This is a genomic window from Hoyosella sp. YIM 151337 (genome assembly GCF_026041215.1).
In the GTDB taxonomy this organism is placed as follows: domain Bacteria; phylum Actinomycetota; class Actinomycetes; order Mycobacteriales; family Mycobacteriaceae; genus Hoyosella.
In genome coordinates, this window is sequence record NZ_JAPEIQ010000039.1 from 112,388 (window position 1) to 129,232 (window position 16,845).

18 protein-coding genes, 1 tRNA gene and 1 other RNA gene are annotated in these 16,845 nt (G+C 63.4%); 13 read left to right on the plus strand and 7 right to left on the minus strand.

All coding sequences use genetic code 11. The features are described from left to right. Positions 1–589 precede the first annotated feature (589 nt). The 6 genes from ONR57_RS18685 to ONR57_RS18710 all read left to right on the plus strand — a co-directional run bounded on the left by ONR57_RS18685 (position 590) and on the right by ONR57_RS18710 (position 5,027). A complete protein-coding gene (locus ONR57_RS18685; protein WP_374116497.1) occupies positions 590–955 on the plus strand; it encodes a DUF3052 domain-containing protein in 366 nt (121 codons plus the stop codon). Further along, on the plus strand, positions 955–1,431 hold the full coding sequence (locus tag ONR57_RS18690; protein WP_265125033.1) for a peroxiredoxin: 477 nt from the start codon (positions 955–957) through the stop codon (positions 1,429–1,431). Before ONR57_RS18685 ends, ONR57_RS18690 begins: the two co-directional genes overlap by 1 nt. Before the next feature lie 18 nt (positions 1,432–1,449). After that, positions 1,450–1,521: transfer RNA gene (locus tag ONR57_RS18695), tRNA-Val, on the plus strand. A gap of 280 nt (positions 1,522–1,801) precedes the next feature. Next, positions 1,802–1,927, plus strand: coding sequence for a hypothetical protein (locus ONR57_RS18700; protein ID WP_265125034.1), 126 nt, complete (start codon positions 1,802–1,804; stop codon positions 1,925–1,927). 118 nt (positions 1,928–2,045) lie between these two features. Beyond that, positions 2,046–3,515: a protein kinase gene (locus tag ONR57_RS18705; RefSeq protein WP_265125035.1), complete on the plus strand. Its 1,470-nt coding sequence runs from the start codon at positions 2,046–2,048 to the stop codon at positions 3,513–3,515. A 162-nt stretch (positions 3,516–3,677) separates the two neighbouring features. Continuing rightward, a complete protein-coding gene (locus tag ONR57_RS18710; protein WP_265125036.1) occupies positions 3,678–5,027 on the plus strand; it encodes a DUF4185 domain-containing protein in 1,350 nt (449 codons plus the stop codon). An 18-nt stretch (positions 5,028–5,045) separates the two neighbouring features. Here the strand turns inward: ONR57_RS18710 and ONR57_RS18715 are convergent, their stop codons facing one another. The 3 genes from ONR57_RS18715 to ONR57_RS18725 are packed head-to-tail and all read right to left on the minus strand — an operon-like array spanning position 5,046 to position 7,467. Further along, positions 5,046–5,342: a DUF1905 domain-containing protein gene (locus ONR57_RS18715; protein ID WP_265125037.1), complete on the minus strand. Its 297-nt coding sequence runs from the start codon at positions 5,340–5,342 to the stop codon at positions 5,046–5,048. A gap of 59 nt (positions 5,343–5,401) precedes the next feature. Next, positions 5,402–6,718 carry an FtsX-like permease family protein gene (locus ONR57_RS18720; protein WP_265125038.1) on the minus strand — a complete coding sequence of 439 codons (1,317 nt, stop codon included), beginning with the start codon at positions 6,716–6,718 and terminating at the stop codon, positions 5,402–5,404. Beyond that, positions 6,715–7,467: an ABC transporter ATP-binding protein gene (locus ONR57_RS18725; protein ID WP_308198713.1), complete on the minus strand. Its 753-nt coding sequence runs from the start codon at positions 7,465–7,467 to the stop codon at positions 6,715–6,717. Before ONR57_RS18725 ends, ONR57_RS18720 begins: the two co-directional genes overlap by 4 nt. A gap of 77 nt (positions 7,468–7,544) precedes the next feature. Between ONR57_RS18725 and ONR57_RS18730 the strand changes: the two genes are divergently transcribed. Continuing rightward, on the plus strand, positions 7,545–8,495 hold the full coding sequence (locus ONR57_RS18730) for a cobalamin biosynthesis protein (protein ID WP_265125499.1): 951 nt from the start codon (positions 7,545–7,547) through the stop codon (positions 8,493–8,495). Here ONR57_RS18730 and ONR57_RS18735 read toward each other — a convergent pair. The 3 genes from ONR57_RS18735 to ONR57_RS18745 all read right to left on the minus strand — a co-directional run bounded on the left by ONR57_RS18735 (position 8,451) and on the right by ONR57_RS18745 (position 10,489). Next, positions 8,451–9,281, minus strand: a complete 831-nt coding sequence (locus ONR57_RS18735) for an SURF1 family protein (protein ID WP_265125040.1) — start codon at positions 9,279–9,281, stop codon at positions 8,451–8,453. The genes ONR57_RS18730 and ONR57_RS18735 overlap by 45 nt on opposite strands. Positions 9,282–9,344: 63 nt before the next feature. Then, positions 9,345–9,755, minus strand: a complete 411-nt coding sequence (locus ONR57_RS18740) for a low molecular weight protein-tyrosine-phosphatase (protein WP_265125500.1) — start codon at positions 9,753–9,755, stop codon at positions 9,345–9,347. Positions 9,756–9,790: 35 nt separating this feature from the next. Next, the gene (locus ONR57_RS18745; protein WP_265125041.1) at positions 9,791–10,489 is read right to left on the minus strand and encodes an HAD-IA family hydrolase; all 699 of its coding nucleotides are present in this window, start codon (positions 10,487–10,489) and stop codon (positions 9,791–9,793) included. Positions 10,490–10,532: 43 nt separating this feature from the next. Between ONR57_RS18745 and cobC the strand changes: the two genes are divergently transcribed. The 5 genes from cobC (at position 10,533) to rnpB (ending at position 15,435) form a co-directional block, all read left to right on the plus strand. After that, positions 10,533–11,576, plus strand: coding sequence for an Rv2231c family pyridoxal phosphate-dependent protein CobC (gene cobC / locus ONR57_RS18750; RefSeq protein WP_265125042.1), 1,044 nt, complete (start codon positions 10,533–10,535; stop codon positions 11,574–11,576). Continuing rightward, the gene (locus tag ONR57_RS18755; RefSeq protein ID WP_265125043.1) at positions 11,573–12,715 is read left to right on the plus strand and encodes a Nif3-like dinuclear metal center hexameric protein; all 1,143 of its coding nucleotides are present in this window, start codon (positions 11,573–11,575) and stop codon (positions 12,713–12,715) included. Before cobC ends, ONR57_RS18755 begins: the two co-directional genes overlap by 4 nt. A 73-nt stretch (positions 12,716–12,788) precedes the next feature. Further along, positions 12,789–13,517, plus strand: coding sequence for a zinc ribbon domain-containing protein (locus tag ONR57_RS18760; RefSeq protein ID WP_265125044.1), 729 nt, complete (start codon positions 12,789–12,791; stop codon positions 13,515–13,517). A 16-nt stretch (positions 13,518–13,533) separates the two neighbouring features. Beyond that, a complete protein-coding gene (locus ONR57_RS18765) occupies positions 13,534–14,670 on the plus strand; it encodes a bifunctional RNase H/acid phosphatase (protein ID WP_265125045.1) in 1,137 nt (378 codons plus the stop codon). Between the two features lie 349 nt (positions 14,671–15,019). Beyond that, positions 15,020–15,435: RNase P RNA component class A (gene rnpB / locus ONR57_RS18770), an RNA gene on the plus strand. Position 15,436: 1 nt separating this feature from the next. Here the strand turns inward: rnpB and ONR57_RS18775 are convergent. After that, positions 15,437–16,450 carry an N-acetylmuramoyl-L-alanine amidase gene (locus tag ONR57_RS18775; RefSeq protein WP_265125046.1) on the minus strand — a complete coding sequence of 338 codons (1,014 nt, stop codon included), beginning with the start codon at positions 16,448–16,450 and terminating at the stop codon, positions 15,437–15,439. Between the two features lie 197 nt (positions 16,451–16,647). Between ONR57_RS18775 and ONR57_RS18780 the strand changes: the two genes are divergently transcribed. Beyond that, complete coding sequence (locus ONR57_RS18780; protein ID WP_265125047.1) at positions 16,648–16,830, plus strand: hypothetical protein; 183 nt, start codon at positions 16,648–16,650, stop codon at positions 16,828–16,830. Positions 16,831–16,845: the final 15 nt, after the last annotated feature.

Sequence of the window (16,845 nt, forward strand, 5' to 3'; positions counted from 1 at the left end):
GGCGACGGGGCGGGGCGATCCAGACCGAGGTTGTACAAGGTTTGGACAACCCCAATTGTCGCCTAGATTACTTTCCGGCGCACCATTGAGGTTGGTCAAATAGTGGATGTAGCAATCCCACATGATGGGCAACTCCGAGATTTGACGCGTACCCGCACATTTCTCGCCGCCTGGCAACACGAAGGGGTAGGGTGACGCTCGTGAACAGGCGTGAACGGGCCGCCGTGCCGTGCACTCCGCGGACGACGGCTGGAGACCCTGCGGGTTCCGGCGGCTCTCGCTGCACGCGTGTTCGTCTTGAGTTTGTGGCACCGCCTGCGGCACCACTCGCGACATTCACCGTCAGCGATGAGGCGTTAGCCGTTGCACCCGCAGCCCTTATGCTGGGGAAACGCCCGCGAAGTACAGTTCTCGACCGCACAGCTGCGGTTGCCGGAAAAATCTTCGAAACTTTTGGGGCCCGGGGGATGCATTCTGCCGGCCCAAGGGTGATTATCAAAGCAAGAAAACCCCACGAACAGGAGGAACCAATAACGTGGCCGGGACGGATGCTCGGACATACGCGGAGCGACTGGGCATAACCAACGGAATGGTGGTTCAGGAACTCGGCTGGGACGACGATGTAAGTGATGACATTCGTGATTCCGTTGAAGCAGCCTGCGGTGACGCGCTCGCAGATGAGGACACGGATGAGGTCGTGGACGTGGTCCTCCTGTGGTGGCGTGACGGCGATGGTGACCTTGTCGACGCCCTGATGGACGCAATTGCGCCGCTGTCGGATGATGGCTTTATCTGGGTGCTTTCCCCGAAAACCGGCAGGCCAGGTCATGTCGAACCTAGCGAGATCGCCGAGTCCGCGCCCACTGCCGGTCTTACTCAGACGTCAACTGTCAACCTTGGTCCCTGGATGGGTGCACGACTCGTGCAGCCGAGGGCCCGGGTCGGGAAGCGCTGATGGGCTTAGCCATCGGAGATCAGGCACCTGACTTCACTTTGCGCGACCAGAACAACCAGATGGTCACGCTTTCAGGGTTTCGCGGCCAAAAGAATGTCCTGCTGGTCTTCTTTCCGCTCGCCTTCACTGGCACCTGTCAAAGTGAGCTTGGACAGGTGCGCGACAATTTGCCCGTTTTTCAGAACCAAACCACCGAGATTCTCGCCATTTCGGTCAGCGCGCCACCGGTGCACAAGATTTGGTCGGCGGGCCAGGGCTACCTATTTCCCGTTCTGTCCGACTTCTGGCCGCACGGCCAGGTGGCGTCCGCATACGGTGTGCTGAATGAACGCAGTGGCATGCCAAACCGTGGGACGTTCGTAATCGACGTGGCGGGCACGATCAGATTTGTGGAAGCGGGACCGCCTGGCGTACCCCGTGACCAGTCAGCTTGGGAGAATGCGCTCAACGCGCTACCCTCTTCAAGCAGCGCCTGAAGCTCAGGCGGCAATGGCGGGCGTATAGCTCAGTGGTAGAGCGCTGGTCTTACACACCAGTGGTCGGGGGTTCAAATCCCTCTGCGCCCACTCCGTGCTCACATGAGCGACCTTGAGTAACCGAACCCTACCGGGCACGGTTACTTGTTTTCGGGCTCCACGAAATCCGGTAGAAATTGGGTGCTGTCGGCACCCTGATCCTTCACAATTGCCCAACCGCGGCAGGGCGCTCCATAGACCCCGTTTGCTAGGGCCAAATGTCCCTCCAACCTTGTCTCTTTCGGCTCTTGGGCCGTCGGTTCTCACTCCCTACCGTGAATGCTGTACCCGGACATTCGAGGAGAACGCGATGGATTGGCAACCTGGGAACGTGGGAAGCGCTCTGGCGTATGGGCCTGACTACTGGGAGGACCCGGTTGGTGGTGGCGGAGTGACCGCAGGTGAAGCAGTGGAGACCGCTCTGTACCTGCTGGAATGCGCCGCTCCGGTGAGATAGCCCATGCTTCGCTCGTTGCGGCCGTCCTCCGCAGTACACTCGCCTGAAGCGTGCGCGGACGCGCGGTCAGCTATCGCTGGGGCACAAGCTTCAGCTAACGAGTAGGCGTACATGCGGGGTGGATGCTATCGAAGCCGGTCAGCTGGTTGCTGGGCATTATCGCCTGGCCGAACGAATCGGCAGCGGCGGCGCTGGAGTCGTTTGGCGGGCCGTTGACCAGCGTCTTGAACGTTCCGTCGCGGTGAAGCAAATCCCCATTCAGCCCAGTTTCACCGATGGTGAACGTGCCCTGGTTCAGCAGCGGGCGGTGCGGGAAGCACGCAACGCTGCTCGCTTTCATCACCCCAACGCCATCGTGGTATACGACATCACCGAGCATGAGGGCAATCCATGCCTCGTCATGGAGTATTTCGCATCACGCAGCCTCGCGGCGGTGCTCGCAGAGCGCCGCGTGCTGCCCGTGCAGCAGGCCGCGCGTATCGGTGAGCAGGTCGCGGATGCGCTCATTGCCGCACACGCGGCCGGTATTGTCCATCGCGACGTCAAACCCGGAAACATCCTGATCAGCGACCAAGGTGTCGCCAAAATCACCGACTTCGGGATCTCCAAAGCGATGGGCGACGTTACCCTCACCGCCGCCGGGCTCGTATCCGGTACCGCCGCGTACTTGCCCCCCGAGGTCGCTCGCGGCGCCGAACCCACTCCCGCGTCCGATGTTTTCAGTCTGGGGGCGACGCTCTTCCACGCGATCGAGGGCGAGCCGCCCTACGGGTCTGGCGATAACTCCCTTGCCCTGCTGTATGCTGCCGCCAACGCTGAGACCAAGGAGCCTCGGGCCGCGGGGCCAGCTACCGAACTCTTACGGGAACTTCTCAGTGCCGATCCGGCCGATCGGCCGTCAATGAGTCAGGCATGCGCAGCGCTCGGCCGATTGGCGAGTTCCGGGGCGAGCGCGGCAACGACGAGCCGCCTGCCGCAATTAGGAACGGCCAGTAAGGGCCTGAGTCGGCGAACTGGCCGCTCGGTCTCCGCTGTGCCAACAAAGGTGCGCCCGAATAGCGGAAATCCGCGCAGCATAGGCCAGGTCTCGCCGCCCGCACCCGGCCGAACAGCGGAGCGGAAACGGACAGGGGTTTACGCAGGGCTGGTCGGCGTCGTGATGTTGGCGGTGTTCGCAGCCGTAATCTACGCCGCCAACCTGGCAGGCCCAGGCGACCCGACAGATCCAGAGGCAACGGAGACTATCGTGGCCGACGCGGGGCCAACTCCTCACACGGGATCTGCGGTGGACTGGGGACAGGCTGGGCAGCTCGTGCAACAGTTCTACAGCAACCCTGCCGGATCGTGGTCGCTACTGACTGCGGCAGCGCAGCAGGTATACGGTTCGCAGCAAGAGTTCCAGTCTTATTGGGGTGCGCGCACCATTCAGAGCTTCGGACTCATCGAAGCGTACAAACACGCGAACAACGATGACGGCTCCGTTGACATGCGGGTCAACGGTCTCACTTATGACGGGCAGACCAAGCAGGCGATTCTGCGTGTGGTCAGCAGCGATGGCCGACTAATGATCGACGGCGATACAAGGTGACTGGCCTCGCCCTGGCTTGATCGATTCTGATCGTGATCGACTTGTCGCCCCGCTGAGACAACAAGCGGCACGGAACACCTTCTGTACAAGTAACTTTCACCTAGCTACCGGTTCGCGCACTGGTACTTGCACGGGAAAGCGTCCAGTAGGTGGAGCTGTTTTATGTCACTTAGGCTGACATCACGTCCAACGAGCCCCTTTGGGCCATCGGGCCGCACTGTTTCCGCAGTCACCGCAGTTGTCTCAGTGGCGGTGGGCGGTGTTGTGCTGGCAGCGGGGGTGGCGACGGCTCAGCCTTGTAGTGGCGGGTCAGGTGTGCCTGGCGGCGGTCTCGATACATTCGCCGGAATCACCCACTCGGGTGAGTCGCAGCAAGGTGTTCTGCCGCAGATGCCGAGCACGAGTCCCACGCAGACGGTTGAGTGGCTCACGGGACCGATGAGCCCTAACGATACGTTCTCACGCTTTGGCATCACTGGAACAGATCTTGGCATTATGTGGGACAACGGAGTGCCGGGCACTAACAGGCAGATCTTGACGGCGTTCGGCGATACCGTTGGTGACTGTCGCGAACCAGACGGTGAGTGGCGCAGCAATGCGCTCCTGCGCAGCGACGATACGGACCTCTCCGATGGCATGACCTTCCTTGATCCTGACCACGGCGAACCGAGCGCAGGCGCGCCGGTGCTTGAGGAGCGACAGAACTTCGCACGGCAGATCATCGACGGTCTCGGTCTCGCGGGCACCGAAATCACGATTATTCCAACGGCTGCAATCGCGGTGGGTGGCACCCAGTACATCAACTTCATGTCCGTGCGGGATTGGGGCGATCATGGGCATTGGCGGACCAACTTCTCTGCGATCGCGGTGTCCGAAGACAACGGCGAAACGTGGCGTACAGAACTAGGAACGATCCGGCTGAACGGCGGCATCAGCCTCGACGGCATTGACGGATTCCCGCAAGTCAGCGCCGGGAATGAGAACTTCCAGATGCACTCTTACGTCGCGCATGCCGAATACGTCTACGGCTTCGGCACGCCACCAGGACGCTTCGGTTCTGCGCACCTCTCGCGTGTGCCCGCGGAACGCTTGCTAGATCTTGGTGCGTACGAGTACTGGGACGGTGAGGGGTGGGCGGTCGAGCCGGGTGCGGCGGCCGCAGTCATTCCCGCGCCGGTGAGCGAATTGTCAGTCCACTGGAACGACTACCTCGGAAAGTTTGTGGCACTTTACGCCGATGAGCCAGCGGGCACGATTGTGCTGCGCACTGCCGACCGCCCCGAAGGACCATGGACCGAAGGCACGGTCCTCATTACCAGTGATGACATCACCGGCCTGTACGCGCCATATGTCCACCCGTGGTCGTCCGGCAACACGCTGTATTTCGCGATCTCGCGATGGAGCGACTACAACGTCCTGATGATGGAGACGGATCTCGACGAGATCTTCCCCGAAGCGGTCGCCGAATATGGCGGGGATGACGCGGTGCTGAGCACAGTGTCGCTTGATTGATATGCGCTGCGTGTCCGCCTAGCTGAGCCGACGGGCGAGATGCACAACCACCGTGTCGCCGGTGCGTTTACCGATCGCATTGAGGAGGCTGCGCTTCACGGGCAGTTTGTGCCGACCGTCGCCCAATGCCATGAAAGAGCTTTCGAACGGGTGATCGTCGATCGTCCCGCTCACGCGCACCCGGCCGCGAGTGCCGAAAAACTCCGTTGATCCAGGCATGACGACATACGTCCAGCCGCCCTTGGCGGCGCTCGTGATGAGCGGCGCCAAGAACGTTCGATCGAGTTCACAGGTTTCCGGGCCGCGGTGCGTCATGGCGACTCCTTCCCTCTCAGATTAGACCCGGCCGCGAGCAATTCTCATCGCCGGAGCGTTCACGTGCGCATCACAGTGCGGAGCACCGGCCTCGACCCGTAGACCGCAGCGATGACCAGGCCACAGCCCACGATCATGAGCGCCGCCAGTTGGAGGAGCGCCAAGGGGCTTGTCAGCACAACGAGCCCGGTGATGGGGAAGAGGAATGCGAGCGCGAACCCTGCGCCGATCAGCGACATCACAATCACGGGGGTTCGCACTTGTCGCATACGTGCCGCATCCATCGTCTCGAAGGGCGTCCCCGCGAGGGCCAGGTTCCGGTATAAGTCGCGATTTTCGAGGATCGACGCGATCTGCGTGAGGACTGCCGAGATCGCGGCGAGCGCGAACGTCACGGCTAAGGTGAACGCCACACCAAGCCGCATATCCGTCATCAGCTGGGCTTGTGCCGGATCATCCACCGTTCCGATCGCGGTAAGAAGCGAGGTACCTGCGGCAACAAAGCTCGCAACCGTGACGCCACCGACACTGCGCCACACCTGCTTTGGATCGTCGAGAATCCGGCGCGCGGCGATGAGCGCCGCGGCGTCACGTGCACGCGACACGAGAATGCGGCCCACTACCGAAACGACGAACGGACCGACAACATTGATGAGGAGGAATACAACCGCCAAGCCCGCCAGCAAGCCACCGATACCGAACGCGGCTGGATTGAGCTGCCCCCACAGCACGATAACCAGCACGGCACCTGCGGCGAACAGCCACTTCGGCGGCGGTGGAGCGTGGCGCTGAGCCACGCCAAGCGGGCTGATCGCCACCGAGCGCAGACCAACCAGAGCCGAAACGGCGGCAAGAACTGTCACTCCGGCGATGACGCCACCGAGAACGGCAGGACCGACCCACAATTCGCGCACCGCAAACGGGTCGCCCTGAAATGGCAGCTGCGCAACCAGCGGCAGAGACGCGGCATACAGCAGGCTGCCGACAACGGCGCCGAGACAGCCTTGTGCTGCCGCCTCAACTGCGGACAGCGCGACGACCTGACGCGGGGTTGCACCGGCTAACCGGAGGGCCGCCAGGCGCGCGTCGCGCCGGCGCGCGCCAAGACGAGCCGCCGCAAGCCCAAGAGTAAAGCACGGAACGATGATGAGAATCGATGCGATCGCGGCGAGAACTTGATACATCACAGCGTCCGGATGTGTATCTCGAGCGGAGAACGCGGAGTATCCGCCGAAGACAGTCAAGGCAAGCGCGGTCGAACACGCGAACGCGATGACTGGAAGCGCCCACGTGCTTAGTGTCCGTGTTCCTTCCGCGCGCACAGTCAGCAGGCCCACGCGCGCCGTTGCCTGCACCTCACGAGCCATGTGCATCATCGAGCACCTTTCCGCTGCGGGTTGCTGAGCTGGCCTTCCCGAACATGCACCGTGGCGTCACAGAATTCGGCAACCTCAGGATCGTGCGTGACAACAACGAGTGCCGCGCCGGTGTGGCTCGTTGCGTGGCGCAGTAGTGACATCACTTCGCGACTGGTGTGCGCATCGAGCGCTCCGGTGGGCTCATCGGCGAACAGGACGGCGGGGCGTGGGGCAAGGGCACGTGCAATGGCCACCCGCTGCGCCTGTCCACCCGACATTTCGCCAGGTCTGCGATGTTCGAGCCCGTCGAGGCCGAGAGGTCCAAAGAACGCGGCGGCTTGCTGTTTCGCCTCGGCGATCTTCGCGCCACCGAGAATCAGTGGCAACGCCACGTTCTCGATCGCGGGCAGTTCGGGAAGGAGCTGGCCGGTCTGGAAGACGAAGCCGAATGCCGATCGGCGCAACGCGGTGCGTTCCTTTTCTTTCAACGCATTAATCGTCCGTCCGGAGAAGTGAACCGCACCTGAGTCCGGCGTAATTATGCCGCTCAGAACGTGCAATAGCGTGGATTTACCCGATCCGGACGGACCCATTATCGCGACTGCCGACTGCGGGTGAATATCGACTGAAGCGTTCCGGAGCACTGGGGTGGGCCCAAAGTTTTTCACTATATTCCGTGCGCTCAGAATCGGCGATTGAGGTGGTGTCTGCATACCTCGATCCTTGTGAATTGCCGCGAAAGGTACATCGGTCTGGGGGCCGATCATGTCCGGGGAGACGTCCGACTCTGGTATGACGAGGTGTCTGCGTGACTGATAGAAATGTTCGGGTGACAGGCACCTCGATGGCGGTTCGGGCGGCGGGCATCGCGCTGGGATATACCGCTGACCGGCTACTCGGCGATCCTCGCGAATACCATCCAGTCGCCGGGTTCGGGCGCTGCGCTGCCGCCCTCGAACGCGCTATCTATCGGGACCGCCGAGCAGCAGGAATCGTGTACACGACCGTGCTTGCGGGAGGAGCACTAGGTGCTGCAGTACTACTCGACCGGCGCGTAAGCGCTGCCGCGCTGCCGCGCGCGGTTCTGCTTGGTGCTGCAACATGGGCTGCGCTCGGTGGTACATCGCTCACCCGCGTCGGGCACCGAATGGCGGACCGGCTCGAAAGCGGGGACGTGTTGGGTGCACGCGATGTGCTCCCATCGCTGTGCGGGCGGGACGCCGAGTTGCTCGATAGCGACGGCCTCGCGCGGGCGGCGGTCGAATCAGTAGCGGAGAACACGTCGGACGCCGCGATTGGTCCGCTGGTATACGCGCTCGTTCTCGGTACACCCGGCGTCGTCATGTACCGCGCGGTCAACACACTCGACGCGATCGTGGGATACAAATCACCGAGGTACCTGCGATTCGGCTGGGCCTCCGCGCGTCTCGACGATCTGCTGAACCTGTTGCCTGCGCGCGTATCAGCTGCGGCGACGGTGGCGGCCGCACCGTTGATCGGCGGTGACCGAGTGGCCACGCTGACCGTGTGGCGCCGTGACGCTGCGGCTCACCCAAGTCCGAACGCGGGCGTAGCGGAAGCGTCGATGGCGGGCGCGCTGGGCGTCCGATTGGGGGGACTCACCGAGTATCGGCACGGGCCCGAACAGCGGCCGGTGCTGGGCTCGGGGCCACAGCCAAGCGTTGCGGATCTGCGCAGAGCCGTTCGGCTTTCCGGGCGCGTTCAAGACCTAGTCGCGGCGGCTGCGGTATCAGCGGCGCTTGCCGTAGCGGTCCGCAAGTTTGTCTTGCGTTGACGGTTGGCGGGTCACTGGGGTGCTGCCGGGCGCATTGTTGGGCGCAGCCTTTTCGCTCCGGCGCTCGCGCAGTTCCGCACGCACGAAGTACAGCAGCCCCAGTGGTGCCATGATGCCGAAAGCGATCCATTGCAGTCCGTATGAAAGGAACGGTCCGCGGTCGAGTTGCGGGAGGCCGATCACGCCCAGTCCGCCGGGCTGGCCGGGGTCTAGCTGGACGTAAAAGTCGGGAAGGGTCGTGCCGGTCACGTCGCCGATTTCGCCGGGATTGATGCTGTACACCTGTGTGACGTCCGCGGCGATGATGGGTTCGCGCCCGAGCGCTCCTTCCGGCATGCGCATGCGCCCCTCGAGGCTTACATTCCCGGTCGGCGCCGGATCGAACTCGGGTACGTCAGTGCCTTGCTGGGTGTGCACGTAACCACGGTTGACCAGGACTTCGTTGCCATCATCTAGCCGGAGCGGCGTAAGCACCTCGAATGCAGGCTGGCCCTCGACCGAGCGCAGCCGCGCCACCACCTCATGGTCGGGAACGTACGTGCCGGAGAGCGTCACACGCCGCCACTCCAAGTCCGGATCCGGCGATGACCCTGCAGGCGCGAGTTCGGAAACGGGGATGGGCGCCGCTTGCACGGACTGCTCGATCAGCGCATTGCGGCGTTCAGTCGCGGCGTTCTTACCCAATTGCCATGGCGCGAGCATGGTGAAGCACAGATATGCGAACACTGCGACGACGGCGACGAGCGCGAGCCAGCCGGGCCGGAACAGAAAGCTGATTCGTCGCACGTCACCACCGTAGCTGGTCCGGACAAGCCGAAAGAAATGCTGGGTACTGTCGGGTTGCCCGTATCACATGTTCTCGCGCAGCCACTCCAGCAAACCTGGAACAGCCGCTTCGATCTGGCGGCGCACCTCGTCGAAGTCAGCGAGATCGCCGTAATACGGGTCAGCGACGTCCTCGGCATCCGCGTCCGGTTCGAAACTGCGCAGCAGACGCAGTCGCTCCGGTTCCGCACCGCGGCGGCGCAGCTCGCGGACGTGCCCGCGATCGAGGGCGATGATGAGGTCGGCGCTGAGGTGTTCACCGTCCACCGTCTGCGCGGTATGCGACGTGCTGTAGCCATGCTTGCGCAGGATGGCTACCGTCCGGTGATCTGCCGGGTCGCCAACGTGCCAGCTGCCCGTGCCGGCGCTGGACACTCGCACCGCATGAGCGAGGCCTTCGCGTTCGAGCACATCAGCAAAGATGCGCTCGGCCATGGGTGACCGGCAAATGTTGCCAGTACAGATGAACGTCACATGCACGCCGTGTCCTCCTTGTGCGCGGGGAGCAGCAGATCGCGCAGTCGTGTGGCGGTGTCAACCGTCCACTGCGCTTCAGTGTGTTCTGTCGCGGGCCCGTAACCCCACGTCACCGCTGCTGTGGGGATACCAAAAGTATTCGCGCCTGCGATGTCATGAACGCGATCACCGATCATGACGATCTGGTCGCCGAGGCCAGAACTCCCGGCGTTCACGCCGAGATGGCCGAGCGTGTGACGGATGACGTCCGCTTTACGCCGGCGCGAGCCGTCCGCGCTCGCGCCGCCGATGAACTCGAAGTGCTTGTCCAAGCCGAAGTGTTCGAGCATCCGCACGGCGTACTTCTCCGCTTTCGACGTCGAGAGCCCGATGCGTGCACCGGCTGCGTCAAGATCGTCCAGCAGCTCAGCGATCCCGTCGAATAGCTCAGACTCTGACCATCCCACCTGGTCGTAGCGTTCGTGGTAGGCGGCGACCGCTGCGTCGATCTCCGCGCGGTCAAGGCCTAGACCGGTCAGTGTGTCAATCATTGGTGGACCGACGACGTCCAGTACTTCCATGCCGGCGGGCGGCGTATGGCCGATGCTGCTGAGAGCATGCAAGAAGCTGGTCATCACGCCGGGCGCCGAGTCGGTGAGGGTTCCGTCAAGATCGAAGAGCACTATTGGCCGTAATAGGCGAGTAGAAGCCATGCTCCCATCATGCCTGGCGGCCGTCCCGGTACGCTCGTGAGCTGTGACACCGCGCCAGCAGACATGGGATCCGCTGCGTCACCACGGTGACGCCGAAGCTGCGGCTGGCCTGGTGGACTTCGCCGTCAATGTGCACGGCTGTGCCCCTCCGGACTGGCTCCAGCGCCGACTCGCGGCCCGCTTACCGGATCTGGCGCGGTACCCAAGCGCGGCCGAGGAGCGCCGGGCGCGCGGCGTCGTCGCGCAGCGTCACGGCCGCGATCCTGAAGAGGTGCTGCTTCTCGCCGGTGCGGCGGAAGGCTTTTCGCTGCTCGCTGCGCTCGAGCCCGCGCGCGCAGCGATAATCCATCCATCATTCACCGAACCGGAGTTTGCGCTGCGCCAGGCTGGCGTGCCGATCGAGCGGGTTGTGCTGACTGCTCCATTCGACCTGCGTAGTGCCCGTGTTCCAGCGGAAGCGGACTTGCTTGTTCTCGGGAACCCCACGAATCCGACATCTGTTCTGCACCCCCGGCGTGAGATCGAGTCGATGCGGCGGCCTGGCCGCATCGTCGTCGTCGACGAAGCCTTCGCGGACATGGTGCCTGAAGAACGAGAGTCGCTCGCCGCGTACTCCGCGCCTGACATCCTCGTGTTGCGCAGTCTCACCAAAACGTGGGCGCTCGCGGGGTTGCGTTGCGGCTACATGCTCGGCCCGCCAGAGTTGCTCGGGCAGCTCGCCCAGTGCCGGCCCCATTGGCCGCTCGGGACTCTGCAACTCGAGGCTATCGTGGCTTGCTGCCAACCGGCCGCGGTACGCGAGTCGGCAGCAATCGCACAGCAACTCGGCGCGGACCGCAGGTATCTGACCGCGGCGCTCCGCGCGCTCTCCAACGTCGGCGTGACGGTAGCCGAACCCGCGGCGGCCCCCTTCCTTCTGGTGCATATCGAGCAGGGGGCGGGGGTACGTCAGCGCCTGCGGGAACGGGGCATTGCGGTCCGCCGCGGCGACACCTTCCCCGGTTTGTCAGACCACTATGTCAGAGTGGCGGTGAGGGACCGTGCTGCCTCGGACACTCTGGTTTCCACACTCAGGGAGGTGTTGTGACCGCTCCGGATACCCGCGCCACAGTAGGCGATATTACGCGCTGCCTAGACCTTGCATACCCGCCGGAGCTAGCGGAGTCGTGGGATTCTGTGGGACTGGTGTGCGGCGATCCGAACGAACGCGCGGCGAAGGTGTTGTTCGCTGTCGACGCGACCGCGGCCGTCGTGGACGAGGCGCTCGATTGGGGTGCGGATCTGCTCGTCGCCCACCATCCGCTGCTTCTGCGTGGTGTCGACCGAGTTGGTACGGACACCCCGAAGGGAGCGCTGATTCACCGCCTGATCCGGGGCGGGTGCGCGCTGTTCACGGCGCACACGAACGCGGACTCAGCTGACCCAGGCGTGTCTGATGCGCTCGCTGCGGCGCTTGGCCTCCGCATTGAAGGACCCCTCGCCGCCCAGTCGCAGCGCTCGCTGGATAAATGGGTGGTATTCATTCCGGGCGACGACGTGCGCGCTGTTACGAATGCGATGTTCGCGGCAGGAGCGGGGCAGATCGGCGACTACAGCGAATGTGGGTGGTCAGTAACCGGCACGGGGCAGTTCCGTCCCGGGGATGCGGCGAACCCCGCGATCGGATCGGTGGGCGAACTCGAGCGTGTCACTGAAGACCGCTACGAAATGGTGGTGCCGCGGAGTCGCCGCGCCCAGGTGCTCGCCGCGTTGCGGTCTGCGCATCCGTATGAGGAGCCAGCCTTCGATGTGTACGAGCTTGCCGAGATGCCCGCGCCTACAGGGCTGGGAAGAATCGGCCGACTCGCTGAACCCGAGCCGTTGAGTGTGTTCACGCAGCGGGTCGGTATCAGCCTCCCCGCCACTGCTTGGGGTGTGAGGGCTGCTGGGGACCCCGATCGCATGATTGAGCGTGTCGCGGTGTGCGGCGGAGCTGGGGACTCGTTCCTCTCACTCGTCGCAAAACTTGGCGTCGATGCGTACGTCACGGCGGATCTGCGGCACCACCCGGCTGACGAACACTTGCGTTCCGGAGGCCCTGCGCTGATCGATGTCGCGCACTGGGCCAGTGAGTTTCCCTGGTGCGACCAGGCCAAAGCAGTCGTGGATCGGGAGTTCGCGACCGCAGCCGTCGAAACCCGCGTAAGCGATCGCCGCACCGACCCGTGGACATTGGCGCATGGCTGACTGTGTGCCCGCCAATGCGGGGTAGGGTTGGTCGTTCAGTGGATAGTCATCAAATGTTAGTGGGGGCAGGAACGTGGATGTCGACGTCAAGGTACAACAGCGTCTCCTCGACCTCGCCGATGTTGACGCTGAACTTCTGCGCATCCGGCATCGCCGCTCGACGCTTCCTGAGGACAAGGAAATTGAGCGGCTGAACAAAGAGCGCCAATCCCGCAAGGATGAAGCGGTGGCGACGGAAATCGCGCTGGACGATCTCGATCGCGATATCAAGCGGCTTGAGCGCGAGATCGATCAAGTGCGGCAACGCGAGACGCGTGACAGCCAGCTGATGCAGTCGGGTTCGGTTGCGGCCAAACAGCTTTCTGAGTTGCAGCATGAACTGGGCACGCTGACCCGGCGCAGGTCGCTGCTCGAGGACGAGCTGCTGGAAGTGATGGAGCAGCGCGAAGCCGCCGAGGAGAACCACAAACACGCGGGTGCGCGGCTCTCCCATGCGGAACAAGAACTCGAGGCTGCTGGCCTGAAAAGAAATGACGCAACCGCTGACCTCGACGTCGCCGAGAGGCGGTGCAACGAAACTCGCGAGACGCTGGCCGGACTGTTCCCGGAGGAGTTTCTCGCGCTCTACGAATCTGAGCGGCGCGCGCACAGCGTCGGCGCAGGCAGACTGCAGGGCAGTCGCTGCGGTGCATGCCGGATCGAACTTGACCGCGGAGAAATGGAACGAATCAAAGCGACACCAGCACAGCGCGTTATCCAGTGCCCGGAATGCGGCGCAATACTCGTTCGCACGGCCAAATAAGTGGGGATGCAGGGGAGTGAACTCAGTACATCGCGTAGTTGTTGAAGCTGACGGTGGTTCCCGCGGAAATCCAGGGCCGGCGGGATACGGCGCGGTTGTACTCGACCCGAGTGACCGGGCGGTGCTTGCCGAACGCAAACTCGCTATCGGGGTCGCGACGAACAACGTCGCCGAATACAGCGGGCTGATCGCAGGGCTGCAGGCTGCGGCCGAACTCGGAGCGACAGAGGTCGAGGTCCGCATGGATTCGAAGCTTGTCGTGGAACAGATGTCGGGCCGCTGGAAGGTCAAACATCCAGATATGATTCCGCTTGCGCGGAAAGCGGCAGAGCTAGCCCGGAGCTTCAGCCATGTCGAGTACACGTGGGTGCCCCGCGCCCAGAACTCCCACGCCGACAGGCTGGCCAATGAAGCCATGGATGCAGCGGCCGCGTTGCCAGCGGCGGAAGACCCTCACGAACCTGCTTCGGCAACGCTGGAAATCCCGGGTGTCGAGGTTAAAGCATCGGAAGCCCCCGGTTGGACTGGAGCGGTGGGCAAACCTGCGCGGCTGCTATTGCTGCGGCACGGCCAGACTCGGTTGTCAATCGAGCGCAGATACTCCGGCCGCGGTGATCATGAACTCACTGCTGAAGGGCAACGGCAAGCACGCTGCGCGGCCGAACGGCTGAGTCGGCAGCGAGGCCGCGTTGCTGCAGTCGTGGCGTCGCCGCTCAGCCGGGCTCGCCAAACCGCAGAAGCTGTCGCATCCGAGCTTGGCCTCGACGTCGTGGTGCACGATGGGTTGATCGAGACAGATTTCGGGGCGTGGGAGGGCCTCACATTTTCAGAGGCATCCGACCGGGACCCGGAACTTTTTCAGCGCTGGATGGGGGACACATCGGTCGCGCCGCCCGGTGGCGAGGCTTTCGACGAAGTGCAGCGCCGCATCGAAAAAGCAAAAACGGAACTCGTCGCCGAGTATGGCGGTTCGAACGTGATCCTTGTCACCCATGTGACGCCGATCAAGATGATCCTCAAAATGGCGCTCGATGTTGGCCCATCCCTGCTTTTCCGGCTGCATCTCGACCTCGCCTCACTGAGTATCGCCGAGTTCTATGACGATGGCGGTGCCGCAGTGCGGCTGGTCAACGACACCAGTCACATGCACTAGCGGGGATTGTTCGCGCTGTACATTTCCTCGGGATACTGCACATTGCCTTGGGATGTTTCTTGGGGAAATGTGCGGTTTCTTGCGGAAATTGGAGGTTTTCGAGGCAATCGGGCGTTGCCTGTGGGAGGGCGGCGGGGTCTCGGCTGGTATCGCTGAGTTTTCTGGCGATCGGGGTGCCGCAGTGCGGCTGGTCAGCGTAGTCGAGTCACATTGCCTCGTGATACCGCACATTGCCTCAGGATATTGATTGGGGAAATGTGCGGTTTCTTGCGGAAATTGGAGGTTCCCGAGGAAATCGCGGCTGCCTGCAGGAGGGTTGCGGCTCACAACCCGATACCCTGATAGCGGACGAGTCAGCCAGGCGGCCGCGTCGCAGAGAACCAGCACCTCGTGGTGCCAGGCTCCGCGCCGAGGAAAGTCCGGACTCCGCAGAGCAGGACGGTTGCTAACGGCAACCCGGGGTGACCCGCGGGAAAGTGCCACAGAAAACAAACCGCCGGTGCGCGTGCGCCGGTAAGGGTGAAACGGTGCGGTAAGAGCGCACCAGCAACCTGGGTGACCAGGTTGGCTAGGTAAACCCCGTCCGGAGCAAGGCTGAAGGTCGCACCGCTTGGTGCGACTGCGCGGGTGCACGAGGGCTGCTCGCCTGAGCCCGCGGGTGAGCCGCATGAGGCACCCGGTGACGGTGTGCCCAGATGGATGGTCGCCGCTCCACGTGCCGTACGGCAGGGAGAACAGGATCCGGCTTACAGGCTGACTCGTCCGCTTACTTACCGACTGGGATACGGTCCCGCAACCACCGCACCACCTCCCGTAGGACAGTCCGCGGAGATGCGCCCACCGGCTCGGGTCCCGGCGCGGGCTCTGGCTCGGGAACTGGTGCAGGTTCAGGGACGGGCTCCGGCTCGGGCAGCGGAACGGGCGCGGGCTCTGGTTCTGCGGGCGGTACGGTCCCGCGCAGCCCAGCGGCCCACGTTCCTGGCCCGATGAGTCCGTCAGGGTTCCAGCCGTTGGCGGACTGCACCGCCTTCGCTGCAGTGATGGTTTCTGCATCCCAGACGCCGGTTTCAGGAACTCGCTGAGCTCGCTGCCAGCGTTTGAGTGCCTCTCGCCACTCGGGCCGCTCTGACGGGTGCAGTCCGGATATCGACTGTGTCGGCCCTTCAAGGGGGCCGTAGTAGTAGCCCGGCGGCAGGGGAAATGCATCGAGATCACGTGGCGCGCGCATGCGATCGAGCACCTGCTGGACCTGCGCCCGGAAATCGTCCATATCGATCCCGGCTGGGTCTATTTTCCCCTCGGAACTGTATTCTTTGTGGCCCACAACGTCGCGCACGGAAAACCCGGCCCGGTGCGCGATGACTGCGCAGCCGCGGACGTACGCGTCGAGCTGCTCCTGCGTCCAGTCGTAACGCCCCTGCGCATCGGGGACGCCTCGGCTGACAGCTTCGATTCCGATGACGTGCCAGTTCGCGTTATCTGTCGGCCAGCCCGGCCACGATCCACGTCCGGCATGCCAGCACACACCTGCGGCGATCACTCGGTAGGTGCCATCTTTCTCAAGAACAAGATTCGAGAGCGGGCCCGGGAGATCAGGCCGTCCATTGAGCACGACTTGCCAATCATTAGGTCCGCCACCGGCGGTGTGGTGGCACATGACGCCGCGAATGTCGCGATACTCGCCGTGGCCGCGCTGTTGCCAGCCTGGGTGCTCGATTACACGGAGCCCTTCTGCGCGCAGGGCTTCCGCTAGCCACAGCACATTACCTGTCCACGCCACTCGGTGCCTCCGATCAGTCTCGCCCAGGGGTCACTGCATCATGCCAGTCGAGTCTGACAATTCAGGCTTCGCGACATCGTCCCCGTCATCACTCACGAGGGGCGTACCCGGGTGGACGAATGGTATGCACGCGCTGCGTGTGCGCACCCTTTATTCAAGGCGACGCGCAACAACGATCTTCCTGGCAGACTTGAGCCATGCGCGACGAAGACCAGTGGTATTACTGCGTTAAGGACGGCTCGGTGCGGCAGGGAAAGGAATCCCGCGGACTCGAGCGAATGGGCCCGTACCCGGATCGTGCCACAGCGGCGCGGGCATTAGAGATCGCCAAAGAGCGTACGCGTGCCGCGGATGAAGCTGACGAGAAGTGGCGGAACTGAGCGGAAGGGGGCGCT

Coding starts and splice junctions, on each gene's coding strand:
- ONR57_RS18730 (WP_265125499.1), top strand. CDS start 7,545: ATGGCGGTTCGGGCGGCGGGCATCGCGCTGGGATATACCGCTGACCGG.
- ONR57_RS18740 (WP_265125500.1), bottom strand. CDS start 9,755: ATGGCCGAGCGCATCTTTGCTGATGTGCTCGAACGCGAAGGCCTCGCT.
- ONR57_RS18780 (WP_265125047.1), top strand. CDS start 16,648: ATGCGCGACGAAGACCAGTGGTATTACTGCGTTAAGGACGGCTCGGTG.
- ONR57_RS18745 (WP_265125041.1), bottom strand. CDS start 10,489: ATGGCTTCTACTCGCCTATTACGGCCAATAGTGCTCTTCGATCTTGAC.
- ONR57_RS18725 (WP_308198713.1), bottom strand. CDS start 7,467: ATGATCGGCCCCCAGACCGATGTACCTTTCGCGGCAATTCACAAGGAT.
- ONR57_RS18710 (WP_265125036.1), top strand. CDS start 3,678: ATGTCACTTAGGCTGACATCACGTCCAACGAGCCCCTTTGGGCCATCG.
- ONR57_RS18685 (WP_374116497.1), top strand. CDS start 590: ATGGTGGTTCAGGAACTCGGCTGGGACGACGATGTAAGTGATGACATT.
- ONR57_RS18715 (WP_265125037.1), bottom strand. CDS start 5,342: ATGACGCACCGCGGCCCGGAAACCTGTGAACTCGATCGAACGTTCTTG.
- ONR57_RS18690 (WP_265125033.1), top strand. CDS start 955: ATGGGCTTAGCCATCGGAGATCAGGCACCTGACTTCACTTTGCGCGAC.
- ONR57_RS18720 (WP_265125038.1), bottom strand. CDS start 6,718: ATGATGCACATGGCTCGTGAGGTGCAGGCAACGGCGCGCGTGGGCCTG.